Here is a 17,627-nt window from a genome sequence, read left to right as displayed (position 1 = left end):
GGTTTATGGTATCTACAATTCAAAAAATAATTTCCTAATAATCAATAAGTTACTATTTTAAATTGAGATTAAAGTATCTATGCTACAACAACCCCCCGATGTGGGCGGTTGGTGGTTTTACAAAACAGCTCATAACTAATAGTATCCGCCCAATGTGCCACACTATCGGCAGGTAAATCATCGCCCCATAGTACGACCGTATCGCCCACGCTCACAGGCAAACCTGTGATGTCTATCACCATCATGTCCATGGCGACCCGTCCGACAATGGGGGCAAGATAGGTATGAGCGTCTTTGGTGATAGACACCTTAGCATCAGTAACCACACGGGGATAACCGTCGCCATAGCCGACACTCAGCACGCCAATGCGAGTAGGTTTGTCCGCTGTCCACAGTCCGCCATAGCCGACCTGCTCGCCTATATGTAGCTCATGCGTGGCAAAGATTTGGGCGGTAAAATTCATCACAGGGGATAAGCCTAAGTCATTGGCAGAGCTGTCCGCCACAGGGCTTGCCCCATATAAGGCAATGCCTGCACGCACCCAGTCATGATGAGCATGGGGGAAGTTGATGATACCTGCCGAGTTGCACAGTGAGCCTTGTACATCGCCGTATTGTGCTTTTAGGGTGGTTAGCACGTCATCAAACCGCTTGATTTGTAAGGCATTGGCAGGGTGGTCTTTGTCATCGGCACAGGCAAAATGACTGGTAAGAATCAGTCGATAACCCTTGTCATGCAAAAGTTTGGCACAGGCTAGTACGTCATCACGCCCAAAGCCCAAGCGGTTCATGCCTGTGTTGTATTTGAGCCAAATGGTGCGTGTGGGACTGTCTGTGGCAGGCGTGTGCGATAACGCCCAGTCCAGTTGAGCTTGACAATGCACCACGCATTCAAAGCCGTGTGTTTGGGCGGTGAGCCACTCATCTTGGCTAAACACGCCTTCGATGAGAATAATGCGTTTGGATGACTGCCCGCAAATCTCATGCACCGCCAAGGCTTCATCAAAACTTGCCACACCAAACGCGTCCGCTTGCATAAGAGCAGGCAGGCAGTGGGCGACCCCATGCCCATAAGCATTTGCCTTGACCATTGCCATGACGTGTGCATGGGGGGCGTGGCGTTTGATGATGTCTAGGTTGTGGGCTAGGGCGGTTTGGTTGATGGTGATGTGGGTGTGTCGCATGGGTTGTCCTGTTTATTTGTCATTTTGTTTGTCATTCTTCTTCATAATCATCGGGTCTGTCGCCAACGATAAGATTATCAAAGCGAGTGTATTCGCCCACAAACCTAAGGGGTAGTTTGCCGATAGGGCCGTTACGCTGCTTGCCAATGATAATCTCGGCAAAGCCTTTGTTGTCCGCCTTGTCCTTATAATACACTTCATCACGATAGATGAACATAATCAGGTCAGCGTCCTGCTCAATCGCCCCCGACTCACGCAAATCCGCCATCATCGGGCGTTTGTCGGTACGCTGTTCTAGACTGCGGTTGAGCTGAGATAAGGCGATGACAGGGCAGTTCATCTCACGGGCTAGGGCTTTTAGGCTTCGGCTAATCTCGCCAATCTCTTGGACACGGTTGTTCTCCATGCCCGGCACTTTCATAAGCTGTAAATAATCCACGACAATCATGCCCAAGCCTTCGGGGTGGTTCTTGGCGATACGTCGGCAGGTGGAGCGGACTTCGGATGGCGGTAGGTTGTTACGGTCGTCAATGTACAGATGAGTGTTTTGAAAAAAGGTCATCGCCTGCGACAGACGCACCCACTCATCTTCGCTCATCTGTGCTGAGCGTAGGTTGCTTTGGTTAATGCTACTAAACCCTGACATCATCCGCATGAGAATGGATTCGGCAGGCATTTCCATGGAGAACATGACCACGGGTAGCTCCTGCACCAGCACTTCTTGGGCGAGATTCATGGCAAAGGTAGTCTTACCCATGGACGGACGTGCCGCCAAAATAATCAGGTCGCCCCGCTGTAAGCCTTGGGTTTTATTATTGAGCTCTTCAAAGGGTGTACGCAGTCCGATGAGTCCGCCTTGACGGCTTTTAATCTCAACAAGTTGGTCAGTCACGCTTTGCAAGATGTCTTCGACTCGCCGAACCCCTTGCTTGCCCGTGCCACGAGAGTAGTCTTCATTGATACGAAAAATATCTGCTTCAACCACGTCCAAAATCTCGCTCACGGTCTGTTTTTTGGGATGATACGCCAGATTGAGCATGGTATTGGCGGATTTGATGAGCTGACGATAGACCGAGAACTCACGCACCCGCTCGGCATAGGGGATTAGGTTAAAGAGCGTGGCAGGGCTTTGGTTGATTTGCATAAGATATTCTTCCCCGCCTGCCATGGCAAGTAGATTTTGCTGACTCAAAAAGTCATGCACCATCAGCGTATCATAAGGTTGATTGACCCGTGATAAATGATTGATGGCATTAAAAATTTGCCGATGACGCTCGCCATAAAAATCTTCTGCCTTGACAATGCCATCGATTTTCTCAAAGGAATCATCAATACTCATGAGTGACGCCAGTAACGCCCGCTCAATGTCCATGTTGTGTGGCGGTTGCAGGGTCAGTAGGTCATCATTGGTGGTTTTGGTGTCTTTTGGGGTGCTAACTTCGGTCATGGTGATTATTTTTAAAAATGGTGGTAAATTTTACCACAAAGCCCAAAAATGTGCTTTTTAAAATATTGATTAATCGGTAAAATAGACGACTCATTTATCCACATACGACATCAATATGCAGACCACGCCCCCCAAACCCCTACTCATTACCACAGGCGAACCTGCCGGTATTGGCATGGACATCGTCATCGATACGCTGACCCATCACGCCCACGCCTTGCCTACGCCCCTGATTATCTGTGCGGACAAACACGCCTTTGCTGAGCGAGTGGCACAGCTACAAAGACACAGCAAGGCACAGACGGATATATTGGCGGATATGGCAGTGATAGATGACATCGGTGAGATTGACCCATCTGCCCCACGCTCTATCTATCTGCTCCATGTGCCTTGCCCTGCCCCTGTGGTCGCAGGCGTGCTAAATGTCGATAACGCCCGCATGGTCAAGGTTCAACTTGACATCGCCCACACGCTCGCCACCACTCGCCAAGTCCGTGCCATCATCACTGCCCCCCTACAAAAATCGGTGATGATAGATGGTGGGGTGTGCCTAGATAATGGCGATAAATTTAGCGGTCATACCGAGTATTTTATGCACAAAGCAGGCGTGGATAAGGTCGTGATGATGCTTGCCAATGCCAAGATGAAGGTTGCCCTAGTAACCACGCATATCCCCCTAAAAGACGTACCCGGTGCCATCACACCCCAAGAGATTCGCCAAACGGTGCAAATCACGCACGATGAAATGGTGCATAAATTTGGCATAACTCACCCCAAAATCCTAGTTTGCGGACTAAACCCCCACGCAGGCGAAGACGGACATCTGGGTGATGAAGAGCTGACGGTCATCAATCCTGTGCTACAAGCCTATCGCACGCAGGGCATGAACATTAGCCTTGCCATGCCTGCCGATACCTTATTTACCGAGCGACATCTGGCGGTGGCGGATGCGGTGATTGCCATGTATCATGACCAAGGGCTTGCTCCCTTAAAATCGCACGGTTTTGGTGATACGGTCAATATCACTTTGGGTCTGCCCTATGTGCGAACGTCTGTTGACCACGGCACGGCATTGACGCTGGCAGGGACAGGGCAGGCGAGCAGCAGCAGTCTTAGGCGTGCCATTGATATGGCGATGATGATGAGTGGGGGCTGATGAGATTTTCGCTGTTTTAAATCCTACCACCGTCTTTTGCCATTGCCATGCTGTCTTTATGATGGGTTAATTTTAAATATAAAAATATGCCAAAGACAACATTAATCATACCTGTGATTAAAAACAGTTGGGCAATGGAGAGTTTTAATGCTGTTAGAATGATGATGGAGAAGATGGCAGAGCCGACCATAAATATCGCATTAAAGATATTATTTGCCCCAATAATACGTGAACGATGACTGATGGGGGCATAAGCCTGCATAAAGGCATATAATGGCACGATATAAATACCCCCTGATAGACCCAATAAAAACAAATCAGCAAACACCCGAATTGTGCCATTTAGATTTAATATCTCACTGATGGTATAAGTACCATGGGCAGGTGCGATGATATGTATGCCACTTAGTGACAAATACAAATCCACAGCAAATAAGCTAAGTCCGATGATGCCAATGGGCAAAAGTTTTAGGCTGATTTGGTTTTTGGTGAGTGTTTTACATAACAATGAACCGATGGCAGTACCAACAGAAAATAAGGTTAATAATAAAATCACCACCGATTCATTGCCATGCAAAATCACTTTGCTAAATTCAGGGGTTTGGGTTAAAAAAGTCGCCCCATAAAACCAAAACCAGCTATTGCCCAAGATGATAAAAAATAATAACGGCAAACTGTATAAATATTTGATGACCCCAAAACTGGTGCGAAAAATATGATAATCAATATCTAAGTTGGGTTCGTGGGGTGCAATAGCAGGCACAAAGCCAGATGCAATAAAACCCAAAACGGCGATAAAGAAGGTGGTTGCTGATATCCACACAAGCGAGTTATCAAGCTGGGTTAAGAACCCTGCCATCATCATGCCAGTTAAGATGGCAAGACTGGTACCCGTCTGAAACAGCCCATTTGCCCCGACCAGCTCATCTTTGTGCATGACCTCAGGCAGATAAGCGTATTTGATGGGGCCAAAAAAGGTAGAATGCGTGCCCATCAAAAATAACGCCACAAATAACAGTGGATACAGCTCAAAGACAAAACCCACAGCCGCTAAGACCATGATGATGATTTCTAACAGTTTAATGTTACGTGTCAGCCATGATTTTTCATATTTATCAGCGATTTGCCCTGCCAATGCTGAAAATAAAAAATAAGGCAGAATGAACAGCAAGGCGGCAAGGTTGTTTAGTAGACTGACCGCAACCCCCATTTTGGTAGCAGCGGTGTAGGTGAGTACTAAGATGAGTGCTTGTTTGAATATGTTGTCATTAAATGCCCCTAAAAACTGAGTGGCAAACATTGAACTAAAACGACGAGTTTTAAATAAAGAGAATTGGGATGCCATGATGCTTTGTGTTGATAATAGAAATGTTGTTGTTTATAATAGCAGAGATTTTTAAAATTTTTAAAATTTATCATGAAAAAAGTTGTATCTGTACACAAAAAAACACACCTGCTCTTGTGCTTGCATGCCCTGATGGGGGTTGGGGCATTGCCTGCGAGTGCTGGTCAGTTGCCGACCTTACCGCCCGCAGTCAGCCCTGATGCGTCCATGTCTGAGATGGCAGGCGAGACCAACAATAGCGAGCCAAGCAAGACAGATAATGATGGAATGAATAATGGCAAGCTGAGCGATACAGAGATGTTGGCGAATGGTCTGCCTGATGATGTGTTTTTTGGAGACATGTCCGCCAGTCAAATGCTGACCACGGCAGAGATTGAGAAAAAATTACAAGATGCCAGTACGGACAACCGCTTTTATGAGACAGCAGATGTCAGTCATGCCGACACCCGCCATGAAGATGGTTTTGCCAAGATTGAAGATGGCGACATTGCCACGCTTGGCACGGATAAGACGTCCATCGGGCTGGACGAGAGTGCCATTACCAAATTGCCCACTTATGAGAGTGTGACCGCAGGGCAGGATGAGACACAAAGCGAGCTTGACCCGACCGCTTATTTGCCTGAGTACGAATACGAAGCGAACACACCGCCCCCACGTCCTGATGCCGTCGTTGATGAGATTAAACCGCCAAATCTCATCAAACGCCTGTACAGCCGCCTGTTCAATGACGGCGTAGAAGCGGTCACTCGCCTAAAAGTCAATGTCTATCACGGGGGCGAGCGTGTGGGCTGGAATACGGCGGTGGAGAGTTTGGATGACTTTGAAGCCCTGCGAGCTAAGATGATGGCAAGACGTATGAATAACGCCAAAGCCACCGACAATGCCGACAAAGTCGCCCGTAAAACCCTAAAATCCGAACCATTTGCCAACATCGTGACCGCCTTAGAAGAGATTAGTGCTGAGAGTGTGGCAGACTTTGGGGCGTCGGTGGCACGCCTTAGGCAGACGGTCATCACCGCAGGTCAAGCGGTGGGTTATTATGATTTAAATTTTAGCATAGAGCGGGCAGGGGCAGGCGAGATAAATCTGGTCATGCATGATTTGGGCGAGCCTGTCGTTGTGGATAATGCGGTACTGGATGTGCGTGGTCTGGGGGCGGATGACCCTGCCTATGTCCAAGCCCAAGACAACGCTCCGCTCAAACAGGGCGATGTCTTTCATCATGGCAAATATGAAGACAATAAGGCAATCATTGATGAAGTCAGTGGCGAGCATGGTTATTTTGATGGTAGATGGCTTAGCAACTCTGCGGACGTGATACTGCCTGATAATGTGGCGGACGTGAACTTGGTCTATGATACAGGCGAGCAATACCGCTTTGATGATGTGGTGTTTTTTACCGTGGATAAGAACACAGGTCAGCTGACGACCGACCCTGACAAACTGCCCGTCAAGCCCGAAGTGCTACGCAAACTGGTCACCTTTGAGATGGGTGATGCCTATAATCGCACCGCCACACGCAACCTAAGCAATAACTTACTTGCCACGGGTTATTTTAATGCGGTCAATACCGAGATAGTCCTACCCAGTCAGACCCCAGAGACGGGGATTAATTTTGAAAATACCACTGCCCGAGCCGAGACGGATGATGGTAGCCAGACGGTGGATTTGGGTGATGGCGTGACGGCGACCATCGACCCGATTGACTTTACCACAAGTGAGATTATCAGCGACAAACTGGCGTTGGTCAAACAAAAAGCCGAGCGACTCTATAACGCCCCTGATGACCGCCTGCTTGTCACCGACAGCAGTAAGCAGTCACGCAGTATCCTAGGGCGTATCTCGGATGCGGTCAGTAGCGTGGCTAAGATGATGCTGCCCGATGAGTCCAGCGATGTCCTGCCAGAGCTACCCGAAGGTGTAGAATCGCCTGTACTGGCAGGGCGAAAAGGTGGGCAGGATGTCTATGAAGACAAAAAAGTGCCACTGTATGTCTTTGTGATGTCGGACAAGCCCCGAGATGCCCAAATCGGTGTGGGTTGGGGGTCAGACAGTGGCACAAGATTTATCACAAGGATTGAGCATAATTTACTCAACCGTGATGGCATGCAAGCAGGAGCGGATGTACGGATATCACAAAACAAAAAAGGTGTAGATACTTACATTACTCGCCCCATCGGTCACCCCTTAAATGATAAAGCCAAAGCATCACTGGGCTATAACGAGGAGAGAATTAATCAAGGTGTGGGGAATTTTGATTTGTCCAGCAGAACCTTAGAGACAGGATTAAGCCGTAATCTTGTCAAAGACAATGGTTGGAATATTACCTATTCGCTAAAATATCGTTTAGATGAGCTTAAAACCAACGCCCCACGGGAGACATGGCAGGATCTGCCAGTGCAATTTGAACATGGTAAACCTACCCAACAAGCACTACTGCTAGGTTATGCCATGAATAAGATGGTGGCGGATAATTTGGCAAATCCCATGAAAGGTTATCGTCAGCACTACTCATTAGAGCTTGGCAAACAGGGCTTATTAACCGATACCGATATGGCAATACTAAGAGCGGGGGTAAGTGGCGTGTATAGCTTTGGTGATAACAGCCATGGAAAAGACCGTCAGCACCAGCTGATTGGCAGTCTTAATTTGGGCTATTTGTGGGCAGATGACTTTAATGCTGTACCGTATAAATTACGCTTTTTTGCAGGTGGCGACCAAAGCATTCGTGGCTACAACTATGACAGCTTATCACCTTTATCTGATAAAGGTTATCTGACAGGAGGTCAAGCCTTAGCCGTAGCAAGCGGTGAGTATAACTATGAAGTCCTAGAAGGGCTAAGATTGGGTGTATTTGCCGATGTGGGCAATGCCTATGATAAGGATTTTAAAAATGACACCAAAGTTGGAGCAGGCGTGGGTGTGCGTTATGCCTCCCCGGTAGGACAGGTGCGACTGGATGTGGCAACGGGCGTGGGAGAAAAAGATAAATCGGTGAAATTGCACTTCTTTATCGGGGCTCCTTTTTAAAAATTTAAATGATAAGTCCGTTCAAATTTGCATTTGAAATATTCGTGAGTATTGTAAATGGATGATGTCTTTGGATGGATTTGTAAGGGCAAATTGCAATTTGTCCCATATAAAGCTGTAAAGTATTGATTTTTAAGTGAGCAATTTTTTATTGTATGTTCAAATTTGGCATATATTCTTATTTGTTATGATGATTGATTTTACGTTGATTTTACATTAGACTTCTTTCCAAACCCCGATTTTTGTGGATTTTTAAAAACTTCAACCCCAATACTTATAAAGGTTTATTTTTAGTTTGGAAAGAGATTTATTGAAAAATTGCTCAAATTATGGTTTAATGCATCATTTTTTATGATAATTTTTATCGCCTAACGACCACTGTTTGCCATGACTGACCACAAGCCCACCGACCCTAAAAATGCCACGCCTGATGATAAGGCAGGGACGGATTTGCCTCATCAGTTGGGTACAGACCCATCACACACACCGCCAAAACCCAAATGGCAGGTGTATCTCATTCGGCTGTTTGTCGCCATTGTCATCGTGCTTATGCTGATTTTTGCATTGCTGTTTTATGCCATTAGCACCGAGACTGGCACCAAATTTGTTTTAGAAAAAATCGCAACCGAGACTGGCACCAAGCTGTCCTATGGCAAAGGCAGTTTGCGTGGGGGTGTGTGGGTGAATGATGTCATCATCGCCCAAGGCGAAGACATGGAAATAAAGGTCAATCAAGCCTATGTTAAATTGGGCTGGCGAGCGGTCTTTGCCCGTCAAGTACATTTGGCAGAAGCGAGCATTGATAAGCTTGACATCATCAACCACAAACCGCCCACAGGCGAGCCGTTTGATTATGCGACCATTGATTTGCCCGTTAGCCTACGCCTACAAAACACGACCGCAAGCACAGTCAGTTATATCCAAAGTGATGGCACGGGCGGTTATAAAGACGCCATTTATCTGTACGACATTGCTTTGACAGATGGCAAATGGGTAGGGACGGATGTGCATATCAAAGGCGGGAGTCTTGACTTTAATCATGACGTGAGCGTGAGTAATGTCAATGGCGAGATTCGTCTGACAGGCGACTATCCGCTCTCCGCCACGGCGGATGTTAAGGTGTCCGCCTTGGATAAGGCGTATTTTGACACGCTACACGCCACCGCCAAAGGCACGCTCAAACGCACGCACGGCAAAGTCACCAGTAAATACAACAAACACGACATTCATGGTGAGTTCGTCGCCCAAGGGCTAGATGACGGCTCGCCATTTAGTGCCAAACTGTACGTCAATCATGCCGTTCTGCCCTATGCCGAGGAGCAGAACATCACGATAAAAGATGGGATAATTACCGCTGATGGCGTGGTTGAACGCATTGAGCTACGCATGAATGCCGACTTGACAGGTAGAGACATACCAGCCGGTCGGTATTATGGTCGGGGCGTGGTGCGTGATGGTGGCATGGACATCGAGACACTGACGGCAGACACCCCGAGCGGACAGCTCCATGCTGATGGCAACATGGAGTGGTCAGATGAGTTCATGATGGATGTGACGGTGCGTGGCGATGGCGTGCGAGTGCGTGAGTTCATGCCTGTTGAATACACCGACTATCAGGCGTATCTGCCGATGGTGCTAGATGGGGCTTTGAGTTTTCAATATTTTTATCTGGACAAGGCGACCAATGAGACTCGCTTGGCATTTGACCTAGCCCAAAAAGATGGCGAGCGAGTGCAGGCAACGCTCGCCCAAAGCCAAGACAGCCCTAACGCCCCGTGGCGGATTCATGCCGATTGGCAAAACTTGGTGCGAACAGGCGTGCCAAACATTGATAACATCAATAGCCCACACGGCACGGCAAGCATTCGCCTAGAAGAGGGGCGAACCTACATTGAGGGCAAGGCAAACGTCAAGGCGTTATCGGTTGCCCCTGTGGGGGATTATGACATTCGTGCCAATATCGAAAAGGGCGAGCGGATTCATCTGATGGACTTTCATTATCAAGGCGAGCTTGGGGGCTTGACGGGGACAGGGCGGATTGACCTTGCTACAACCAGCACGCCGTTGGCTTGGCAGTTTGATTTGGCGACCGATGGCTTTATGCCCAATGCGTATTTTGACATCCCTGATAAGACCCCATTTTCACTCATCAAAGGCACCATCCTAGCCACAGGGCGAATGCGTGAAGATGGGCAAAATACCAAGGCAAAGACAAATACCACAAGCTCGCCCAAAGAGCCAAATCATACAAGACAGTCGCATGAGATTAACATCATTCGCTCGGACTTGACAGCGACCCTTGCTGATGACAGCACCATGACTCTATCAGGCGAGGGCAAGGCGTTGGTGCAGATGGCAGGTGCGGACGTTAGTCATTTTACCGCCGATTTTAAGGGCAGATTTGGTCAGAGTCTACTGCCCAAGGTTGGCACGGGCGATATTGTGCTTGGGGTTTATGGCAACTTAGATAAGATGAACATCAACACCCTAGACTATCGCACGCCCAAAGGCGGGCTGTCAGGTTCGGGGGTGTTGACGCTCGACCAAGGCATTGGTTGGGACATCAAGGCTCGACTTGATGAGATAGACACGTCTACTGTGGTGGATAATACGAGCTTGCTTGCTGTTATCACAGGCGACATGAGTAGCACAGGCAGTTATCAAGATGGTAAACTGGGCAAACTTACCGCCAAATTTGACGGTCAAGTCGCTCATGATGACGTGCCAGACGGTCAGCTGATGGTAGATGTTAGCGGAGCGAATGACCGCTTTGTGGTACATCGCTTGGAGCATACAGGGGAGGCAGGTGAGCTGTCAGCGTCAGGGACGGTGGATATCGGGCAGATGGCGTGGGATTTGACGGCGAAAATGAATGCCTTGAACATCGGTCGCTTTGTGCGTGACATGGACAGCGAGCTGACAGGGGGCTTTACCACGACAGGGCGGTGGGGTAAGGACATTCAGCGTATCGCCATTGATGGCTTGGCTCTGACAGGTGTCATGCGAGGGCAGGATGTGACTGCCACAGGGTCGCTGTCGGGGGAGTTTGATTTGCCTGATGATTTGGGTGGATATATTGGCAGTCTAAAAACCAGTCCTGAGAGTTTTGACTTGCAAAGCATTACCGATTTTCAGCGTCAGTTGGAACAAAACACCAGACAAACCCGCCAAATCATCCGTAAGCTAAATGCCGAGAAAGTCCAAGTTCGCATGGGCGATAATGTCGCAAGCATGCATGGCAATGAGCAAAATCTCACCACAGCACTTAATCTTACCGACCTAAGTCAGCTCACTCCGAGTGCTCGGGGGGCGATAAAAGGCGGTGTGATTTTGGTGGATAATCGCACCGAGTTACCGACCATTTATGTGGATTTAAATGCCAATGACGTGCGTACAGCGGATGTCATTGTCCAAAAGGCGAGCTTGGTGGGTAAGATTGTCAATCTGGGCAATGCCCCCAGTCAGCTATTAGTTGAGGTGTCAGACATCATCGCCATGGGACGGGTAGTGAAGTCGGCACGGCTTGATTTTAAAGGCACGCAGGATAAGCACGAGTTGGCACTGACGACCAAAAATGCTCAGGTGGAGGCACGTGCCAAAGTGGTGGGCGGTTTTAACAGTCAAACCAAGACTTACCAAGGCGTACTGGGCGAAGGGCGGATGGAGACCCGCTTTGGGCTGTTATCACAAAGACAGCCGACCGAGTTTAAGATAGGACTAGATAAGAGCTTACAAATCGCCCCGCACTGCTGGCAGACAAGTAAAACCCGTGCAGGCGGTACAGGGTCGCTGTGCCTACAAGACACGCTGGTCTATACCCCCAATGAAATCAAAGCGGATTTGGTCATCCAAGACCTTGATACGTCCGTACTCTCGCCTGCCATGCCCAGTGATATCTTTTGGCATTCTAAGTTAAATGGCAAAGCCAAAATCAGTCATAAAAAAGGCAATGCCAACCCCCAAATTAATGCTGTACTATATTCGGATAATGGACGACTGGGACTGTATGGCGATGATACAGGCTATGTGGAAATGCCCTATGAGCGTATCTCGGTCATCGCCCAAAGTACGCCCACAGGGCTAAAACTACGCACCGATGTGGCAGGGACGATAGGCGAAGGCTATGCTGATGTGCTGATGAATCCATTCGCCGATGACAAGCCCATCTCGGGGGCGGTGGTGGTTAATGACATTAATTTGGCGGTGGTGCGTCCATTTTTGCCAAGCCTAAAAGCCCTATCGGGCAACGTTACGCTCCAAGGTGGTGTGGGCGGTACGCTGTCTCGCCCCTTGTTCTATGGTAATGCTGAGCTGACGGATGGGCATTTGGCGGTCATGGATGTGCCTTTGGATTTGACAAACATCAACCTATCAGCTCAGGTATCAGGCACGCAAGCGACACTGACAGGTGATTTTGTTGGTGGGCAGGGGCAGGGCGTGCTGACGGGGCAGGTAGATTGGCAACAGGAACTCCAAGCCAAAGTAAATCTCTCCGCCGATGATTTGACCATCAGCTCGCCCCCCATGGTCGTGGCACAGGTCAGTCCCGACCTTGAAGTGGTGGTCAAGCCCTTATCTCGCTATGTGGACATCAAAGGCGTGGTGGTCATACCATCAGCGACCATTCGCCCGCCCGAAGCACAGGGCGATGTCGTGGTTCAGTCGCCTGATGTGTCGGTGCTTGACCGTCGCCTGTCGGGCAATGTCGCACAGGTGCTGGCAGTGTCCGCCCCATGGAGTATTAATGCTGACATCGGACTGGATTTGGGCGATGATGTGACATTCCGTGGTTTTGGTGCTAAACTCCCACTGGCAGGGGCGTTGCACCTGACCCAAAGCGGACAGGGAAAAACCCAAGCCCGGGGCGTGATACAGGTGTCTGAACGCACCAAGATTGATGGTATTGGGCAAAATCTCGAACTCAACTATGCCCAAATTCGCTTTAATGGCGATATGCTAAACCCCCGTCTATCTATCGAAGCTGAAAAAGAGATAGAAGGACAAACGGTGGGTGTACGCATCAAAGGCACGGCAAATGCTCCAGATATTAGCGTGTTTAATAACGCAGGGCTGTCCGAACAACAAGCGATGAACGCCATCATCACAGGGCGACTGTCACCATCGGCAGACAGTCAAATCTCCGAACAAGGTTTTCGCTCGCAGGTCACCAATAACTTAGCGGCGGCAGGGTTAAACCTTGGTTTGTCAGGCACACGTGGACTTACCAACCAAATCGGCAGTGCGTTGGGTTTTGAGAGCTTGACGGTGGACGCGTCAGGTAATTCAAGCGACACGCATGTTAATGTTACAGGCTACATCACGCCTGACCTATATATCCGCTATGGTGTGGGCGTATTTAATGCCGAGACTGAACTGTCCATGCGATATCAGCTGACCCGCCGTGTCTATGTACAGGCGACATCTGCCGCTGAAAACATGGTTGATGTGATTTATCGTTGGAAGTTTTAGGTTGGATAATGGGATAAGTATAATTTACTTCATTCTCAACTTAAAATGGTAACTTGTTGATTTTTCAATGATTATTTTTAGAGTTGTAGGGGCGAATTACATTCGCCCTTGAAAAGTCAATCACTTATACAAAGTTGGGAATGGGGTATAATTTATCCTTACCTATTTGCTAAAAACCAAAAAGCACACCACGATTAGGGGCGTACTTTTTGGTTTGGAGTTTATGAAAATTTTGATAAATTATTTGGTTAAAATCAAGCGGTTATTGCGTGTCAGACGCAAGCGATATTCTTCGCCCTGATGTTCAATTCGCACTTCCTTGGTCAAAGCGAATAAGTTTTGTGAATGCAGGGTGGGCAGACGAGTGGATTCACGGTTGCTAAAATAACGAGCGATGGTCATGGTCATGACAAGTTTCCTTATGATTGGACGGGTTGCGGATATTTTTCCGAGCCGTCTGGCTGATAATAACTATTAGCTTAAAATGATAATTTTATCTAAACACTAAATTTTTACAAACAATAAAAGTTATCATTTGTTGATATAATATCAAATTTTTCTAAGATTGCAAATATAAATTGCAAAATTTGATAAATTTGACCATTTTTCTGATAAAAGGTATAAATATGACTACCAAAGGCAAAAATTCTCCAAAAATCACCCCTGTGGCGGTAGCGGTATTGCGATATGGCGATGAATTTTTACTGGCGACCCGTCATGCTCATCAACATCAAGGCGGTAAATTGGAATTTGTTGGCGGTAAGATTGAGCCAGATGAAACACCCCAAACCGCCCTAATCCGTGAAGTGAGTGAAGAGCTTGGCTTGGATATTAGTAATAATGCGATGAGTGAGCTTGGGCAAGTTTATCACGATTATGAAGATAAAGCAGTTAGACTATATGTGTATGATATTATTTTGAGTGATAGCCAATATCTTGATTTTAAAGACAAAAAATTTGGCTTGGATAATCAGGCTTTATTATGGCTTGATAAAATGACTTTATTACAAAGTGATGAACGGTTTCCGCAAGCAAATCAGCAGATTTTGATGTGGTTGGATAGTATGTAAATTAAAAAATACCCCTATTTTTAAAATAAATAACCCTTGTCAAAACACCCAAATTCCTTTAAAATTTGGGTGTTTTGTTATATTATCCATTCCATTCATTCATGATAGGACAGCATATGAGCATTTATCAAGACCACCTAACCAAACGCCAAACCCAAGAAACCCAAGCAACAGAACTGCTTGTTGCCCTTGCCAAATTGTCTACCCAAAACGTCAATGTTCTGTTTTTTGGTGAGCGCGTGGCGTTGTCGGTATCGGACATTCTGGCCAAGCACGCCAAGGCAGGACTTGACGTGGCGGACACCCTTGCCCTTGCCAAAGACATCACCGCTACCAATATCACCGCCGATTTGGGACAAGCGGTCAAAGCAGGTAAAAAAGCAAGCGATTTTGCCAATGGCACCGAAATCCCTGCCACGGACGTGGTACTCTATGGCTTTGGGCGTATCGGGCGTATCTTGGCACGTCTACTTATGAGCCGTCCTGCCTCTGATAAGGGCTTACAACTAAAAGCCATCGTGGTACGCCCCGCAGGAGACGGCGACCTTGATAAGCGTGGTTCGCTATTGGAGCGTGATAGTGTGCATGGCTGGTTTGACGGCTCGGTGGAGATTGACAACGCCAATAGCGGTATCATCGTGAACGGTCGCTTTATCAAATTCATCTACGCCTCTGATCCCAGCGAGATTGACTACACCGCCCACGGCATTGATAACGCCATTGTGATTGATAACACGGGCAAATGGAAGGACGAAGCAGGGCTTGGCAAACATTTGGTAAGCAAAGGCGTAAAAAAAGTGCTACTTACCGCCCCTGCCAAAGGTGACATCAAAAACGTGGTCTATGGCGTAAACCATGACACCATCGGGGGTGATACCATCGTATCGGCAGCGTCTTGCACCACCAACGCCATCACACCAACGCTAAAAGTACTACACGACACTTATGGCATCGTAAACGGACACATGGAAACCGTCCACGCCTTTACCAATGACCAAAACCTTGTGGACAACCACCACAAATCCGACCGTCGTGGTCGTGCCGCTCCCTTAAACATGGTGATGACGTCCACAGGGGCAGCGTCAGCAGTATCCAAAGCCATTCCAGAACTAAAAGGTAAACTCACAGGCAACGCCATTCGTGTGCCAACACCAAACGTCTCTCTTGCGATTTTAAACCTAAACTTTGACAAAGCGGTTGGTTCTGCTGATGAGCTAAACGCCTTTATCAAAGCCAAGTCAGAAAGCATTGAGTGGCAAGAGCAAATTGACTACTCAGACAGCCCAGAAGCAGTTTCTACCGACTTTGTCGGTTCTGAAAAAGTGGCGATTTTTGATGCTAAGGCAACCATCGCCACCGACAACCGTGCGACCTTATATGTGTGGTATGACAACGAAATGGGGTACAGCACGCAGGTTATCCGTGTGGCGGAAGTCATGGCAAGTAATTAATCGGTTGTTTTATTGTTAAATTGACTGTTAATGACAGGGTATTTGTGTTATGCTGACAAATACCCTGTTTTGTTACACCTGAGAAACTTTAAAATTACCACAAACATAATGAAGTTTGGGTGTAGGGGCGTGCTGTGCACACCTATAAAAATTGGCATGTTATCAAGGGACGTGCTCAGCACGTCCCTACAAAGCCTGTGGTAAATATTAAGTTTGTTAGGTGTATATATTCACAGGATTGATAAATGTTTTTTTGAGTGTTGTTATGAAAATCAAATCTCTACTAGCCCCCACCCTAACCGCCATCGGACTTAGTATGGCACTTGCCATGCCGACCACCGCATTTGCCCAAACTTGCAAAGTTACCGACCCGACAGGTACCCCGTTAAACGCCCGTGCCACGCCTAACGGTAAAGTTATTGGGCAAGTCAAAAATGGCACGACCGTCTATGTCTCAGAGTATGATTATGATGATAAAGGACGTCCATGGGCATTGGTGTTTAACGTCAGAACCGACCGATACATCGGCTGGGTGTTTCGTGAGTTTATCAGTTGTTATTAATTGAAGTGCTTTTTAAAAATTTTTGCAAAAAATACTTGACTTGATGACAAAATCCTATATAATACGCACCCATACAGCAAACGCTGACACGCGGGAATAGCTCAGTTGGTAGAGCACAACCTTGCCAAGGTTGGGGTCGCGAGTTCGAATCTCGTTTCCCGCTCCAAATTTTAAAAAGTTCAAATCAGATGATTTGGGCTTTTTTGTTGTTTGAAATCAAGGGCTTGATGTTTTATCATTCTGACATCAGCCTCAAACACCAACCTTTTTTAAGGCACACAGAATTTTTTGTGTGCCTTATTTGTGCCTAAATTGTGCCTTGGCTGATTTTTTGCTTATCCAACAAAATGCCAAAGTGACCACAACCAAATATTTGCCTTTGATTGCTACTTTAAAATAACAAAGTGGAGAGATGAGGCTATTGGTGCAACCCATTTCTCTTTATAACAATCCTTTGAAATCATAAATAGGGGTATGATAAAGTAGCTTATTTTGAAACATTAAGTGAGAAAAAGCAAAGTCTGCAAAGCGGAGTACCGTTATTTGGAGAGTTTGTACAGCAGTGGTTTGATGAGCGATCTATTGAGTGGCGAGCTACTTATCAAGAAAAGCTAAAAATCATCATCAGCAAGTATCTGCTTCCTGCTTTTGATAAGCGTTCATTATCCATGATAAATAGGGCGGACGTGCTGGCATTTCGTGCTTCTCTCGCCAAAGTGACCCACAAAACAGCCAAGCACACCCTGTCAGCTACCAGAATTAACTCAATTATGGCAACTTTGTATACCAACCGAACCCAAAATATGCTACAATACCCCTATGGCATACTCAGATGATTTTAGACAACAAGTACTAAGGCAACTAAATTGTGGTAAAACCTACCGACAGCTTGACGAAGAGTACAATATCAGCA

General features: G+C 47.3%; 11 protein-coding genes and 1 tRNA gene. 8 read left to right on the top strand and 4 right to left on the bottom strand.

What is annotated here, in order from left to right:
* Window positions 1-77 precede the first annotated feature (77 nt).
* A complete protein-coding gene (alr, locus tag B5J94_RS12530) occupies window positions 78-1,184 on the bottom strand; it encodes an alanine racemase (protein ID WP_062500051.1) in 1,107 nt (368 codons plus the stop codon).
* A gap of 31 nt (window positions 1,185-1,215) precedes the next feature.
* A complete protein-coding gene (gene dnaB, locus B5J94_RS12525) occupies window positions 1,216-2,631 on the bottom strand; it encodes a replicative DNA helicase (RefSeq protein ID WP_062500053.1) in 1,416 nt (471 codons plus the stop codon).
* A 115-nt stretch (window positions 2,632-2,746) separates the two neighbouring features.
* On the opposite strand from dnaB, the gene pdxA reads away from it, so the two are divergent.
* On the top strand, window positions 2,747-3,787 hold the full coding sequence (gene pdxA / locus B5J94_RS12520; protein ID WP_062500055.1) for a 4-hydroxythreonine-4-phosphate dehydrogenase PdxA: 1,041 nt from the start codon (window positions 2,747-2,749) through the stop codon (window positions 3,785-3,787).
* Window positions 3,788-3,803: 16 nt separating this feature from the next.
* Here the strand turns inward: pdxA and B5J94_RS12515 are convergent, their stop codons facing one another.
* Window positions 3,804-5,132: an MFS transporter gene (locus tag B5J94_RS12515; protein WP_062500057.1), complete on the bottom strand. Its 1,329-nt coding sequence runs from the start codon at window positions 5,130-5,132 to the stop codon at window positions 3,804-3,806.
* 72 nt (window positions 5,133-5,204) lie between these two features.
* On the opposite strand from B5J94_RS12515, the gene B5J94_RS12510 reads away from it, so the two are divergent.
* Both B5J94_RS12510 and B5J94_RS12505 read left to right on the top strand, forming a co-directional pair.
* Window positions 5,205-8,162 carry an autotransporter assembly complex protein TamA gene (locus B5J94_RS12510; protein WP_062500059.1) on the top strand — a complete coding sequence of 986 codons (2,958 nt, stop codon included), beginning with the start codon at window positions 5,205-5,207 and terminating at the stop codon, window positions 8,160-8,162.
* A 387-nt stretch (window positions 8,163-8,549) separates the two neighbouring features.
* On the top strand, window positions 8,550-13,631 hold the full coding sequence (locus tag B5J94_RS12505; RefSeq protein ID WP_062500227.1) for a translocation/assembly module TamB domain-containing protein: 5,082 nt from the start codon (window positions 8,550-8,552) through the stop codon (window positions 13,629-13,631).
* A 240-nt stretch (window positions 13,632-13,871) separates the two neighbouring features.
* On the opposite strand, the gene hemP is transcribed toward B5J94_RS12505, so the two are convergent.
* Window positions 13,872-14,033 carry a hemin uptake protein HemP gene (gene hemP, locus B5J94_RS12500; protein ID WP_227514671.1) on the bottom strand — a complete coding sequence of 54 codons (162 nt, stop codon included), beginning with the start codon at window positions 14,031-14,033 and terminating at the stop codon, window positions 13,872-13,874.
* A gap of 224 nt (window positions 14,034-14,257) precedes the next feature.
* Here hemP and B5J94_RS12495 point away from each other — a divergent pair, with 224 nt between their 5' ends.
* The 5 genes from B5J94_RS12495 (at window position 14,258) to B5J94_RS15185 (ending at window position 17,550) form a co-directional block, all read left to right on the top strand.
* A complete protein-coding gene (locus tag B5J94_RS12495; protein ID WP_062500229.1) occupies window positions 14,258-14,701 on the top strand; it encodes a (deoxy)nucleoside triphosphate pyrophosphohydrolase in 444 nt (147 codons plus the stop codon).
* Between the two features lie 116 nt (window positions 14,702-14,817).
* Window positions 14,818-16,152, top strand: a complete 1,335-nt coding sequence (locus B5J94_RS12490; RefSeq protein WP_062500231.1) for a glyceraldehyde-3-phosphate dehydrogenase — start codon at window positions 14,818-14,820, stop codon at window positions 16,150-16,152.
* Between the two features lie 265 nt (window positions 16,153-16,417).
* Window positions 16,418-16,714, top strand: coding sequence for an SH3 domain-containing protein (locus B5J94_RS12485; RefSeq protein ID WP_211271091.1), 297 nt, complete (start codon window positions 16,418-16,420; stop codon window positions 16,712-16,714).
* A gap of 90 nt (window positions 16,715-16,804) precedes the next feature.
* A tRNA-Gly gene (locus B5J94_RS12480) sits at window positions 16,805-16,880 on the top strand.
* A gap of 415 nt (window positions 16,881-17,295) precedes the next feature.
* A complete protein-coding gene (locus B5J94_RS15185) occupies window positions 17,296-17,550 on the top strand; it encodes a hypothetical protein (RefSeq protein WP_409455095.1) in 255 nt (84 codons plus the stop codon).
* The last annotated feature ends 77 nt before the right edge of the window (window positions 17,551-17,627 follow it).

Source organism: Moraxella lacunata (assembly GCF_002027545.1).
In the GTDB taxonomy this organism is placed as follows: Bacteria; Pseudomonadota; Gammaproteobacteria; order Pseudomonadales; family Moraxellaceae; genus Moraxella; species Moraxella lacunata.
This window is presented reverse-complemented; position numbering and strand designations above follow the sequence as displayed.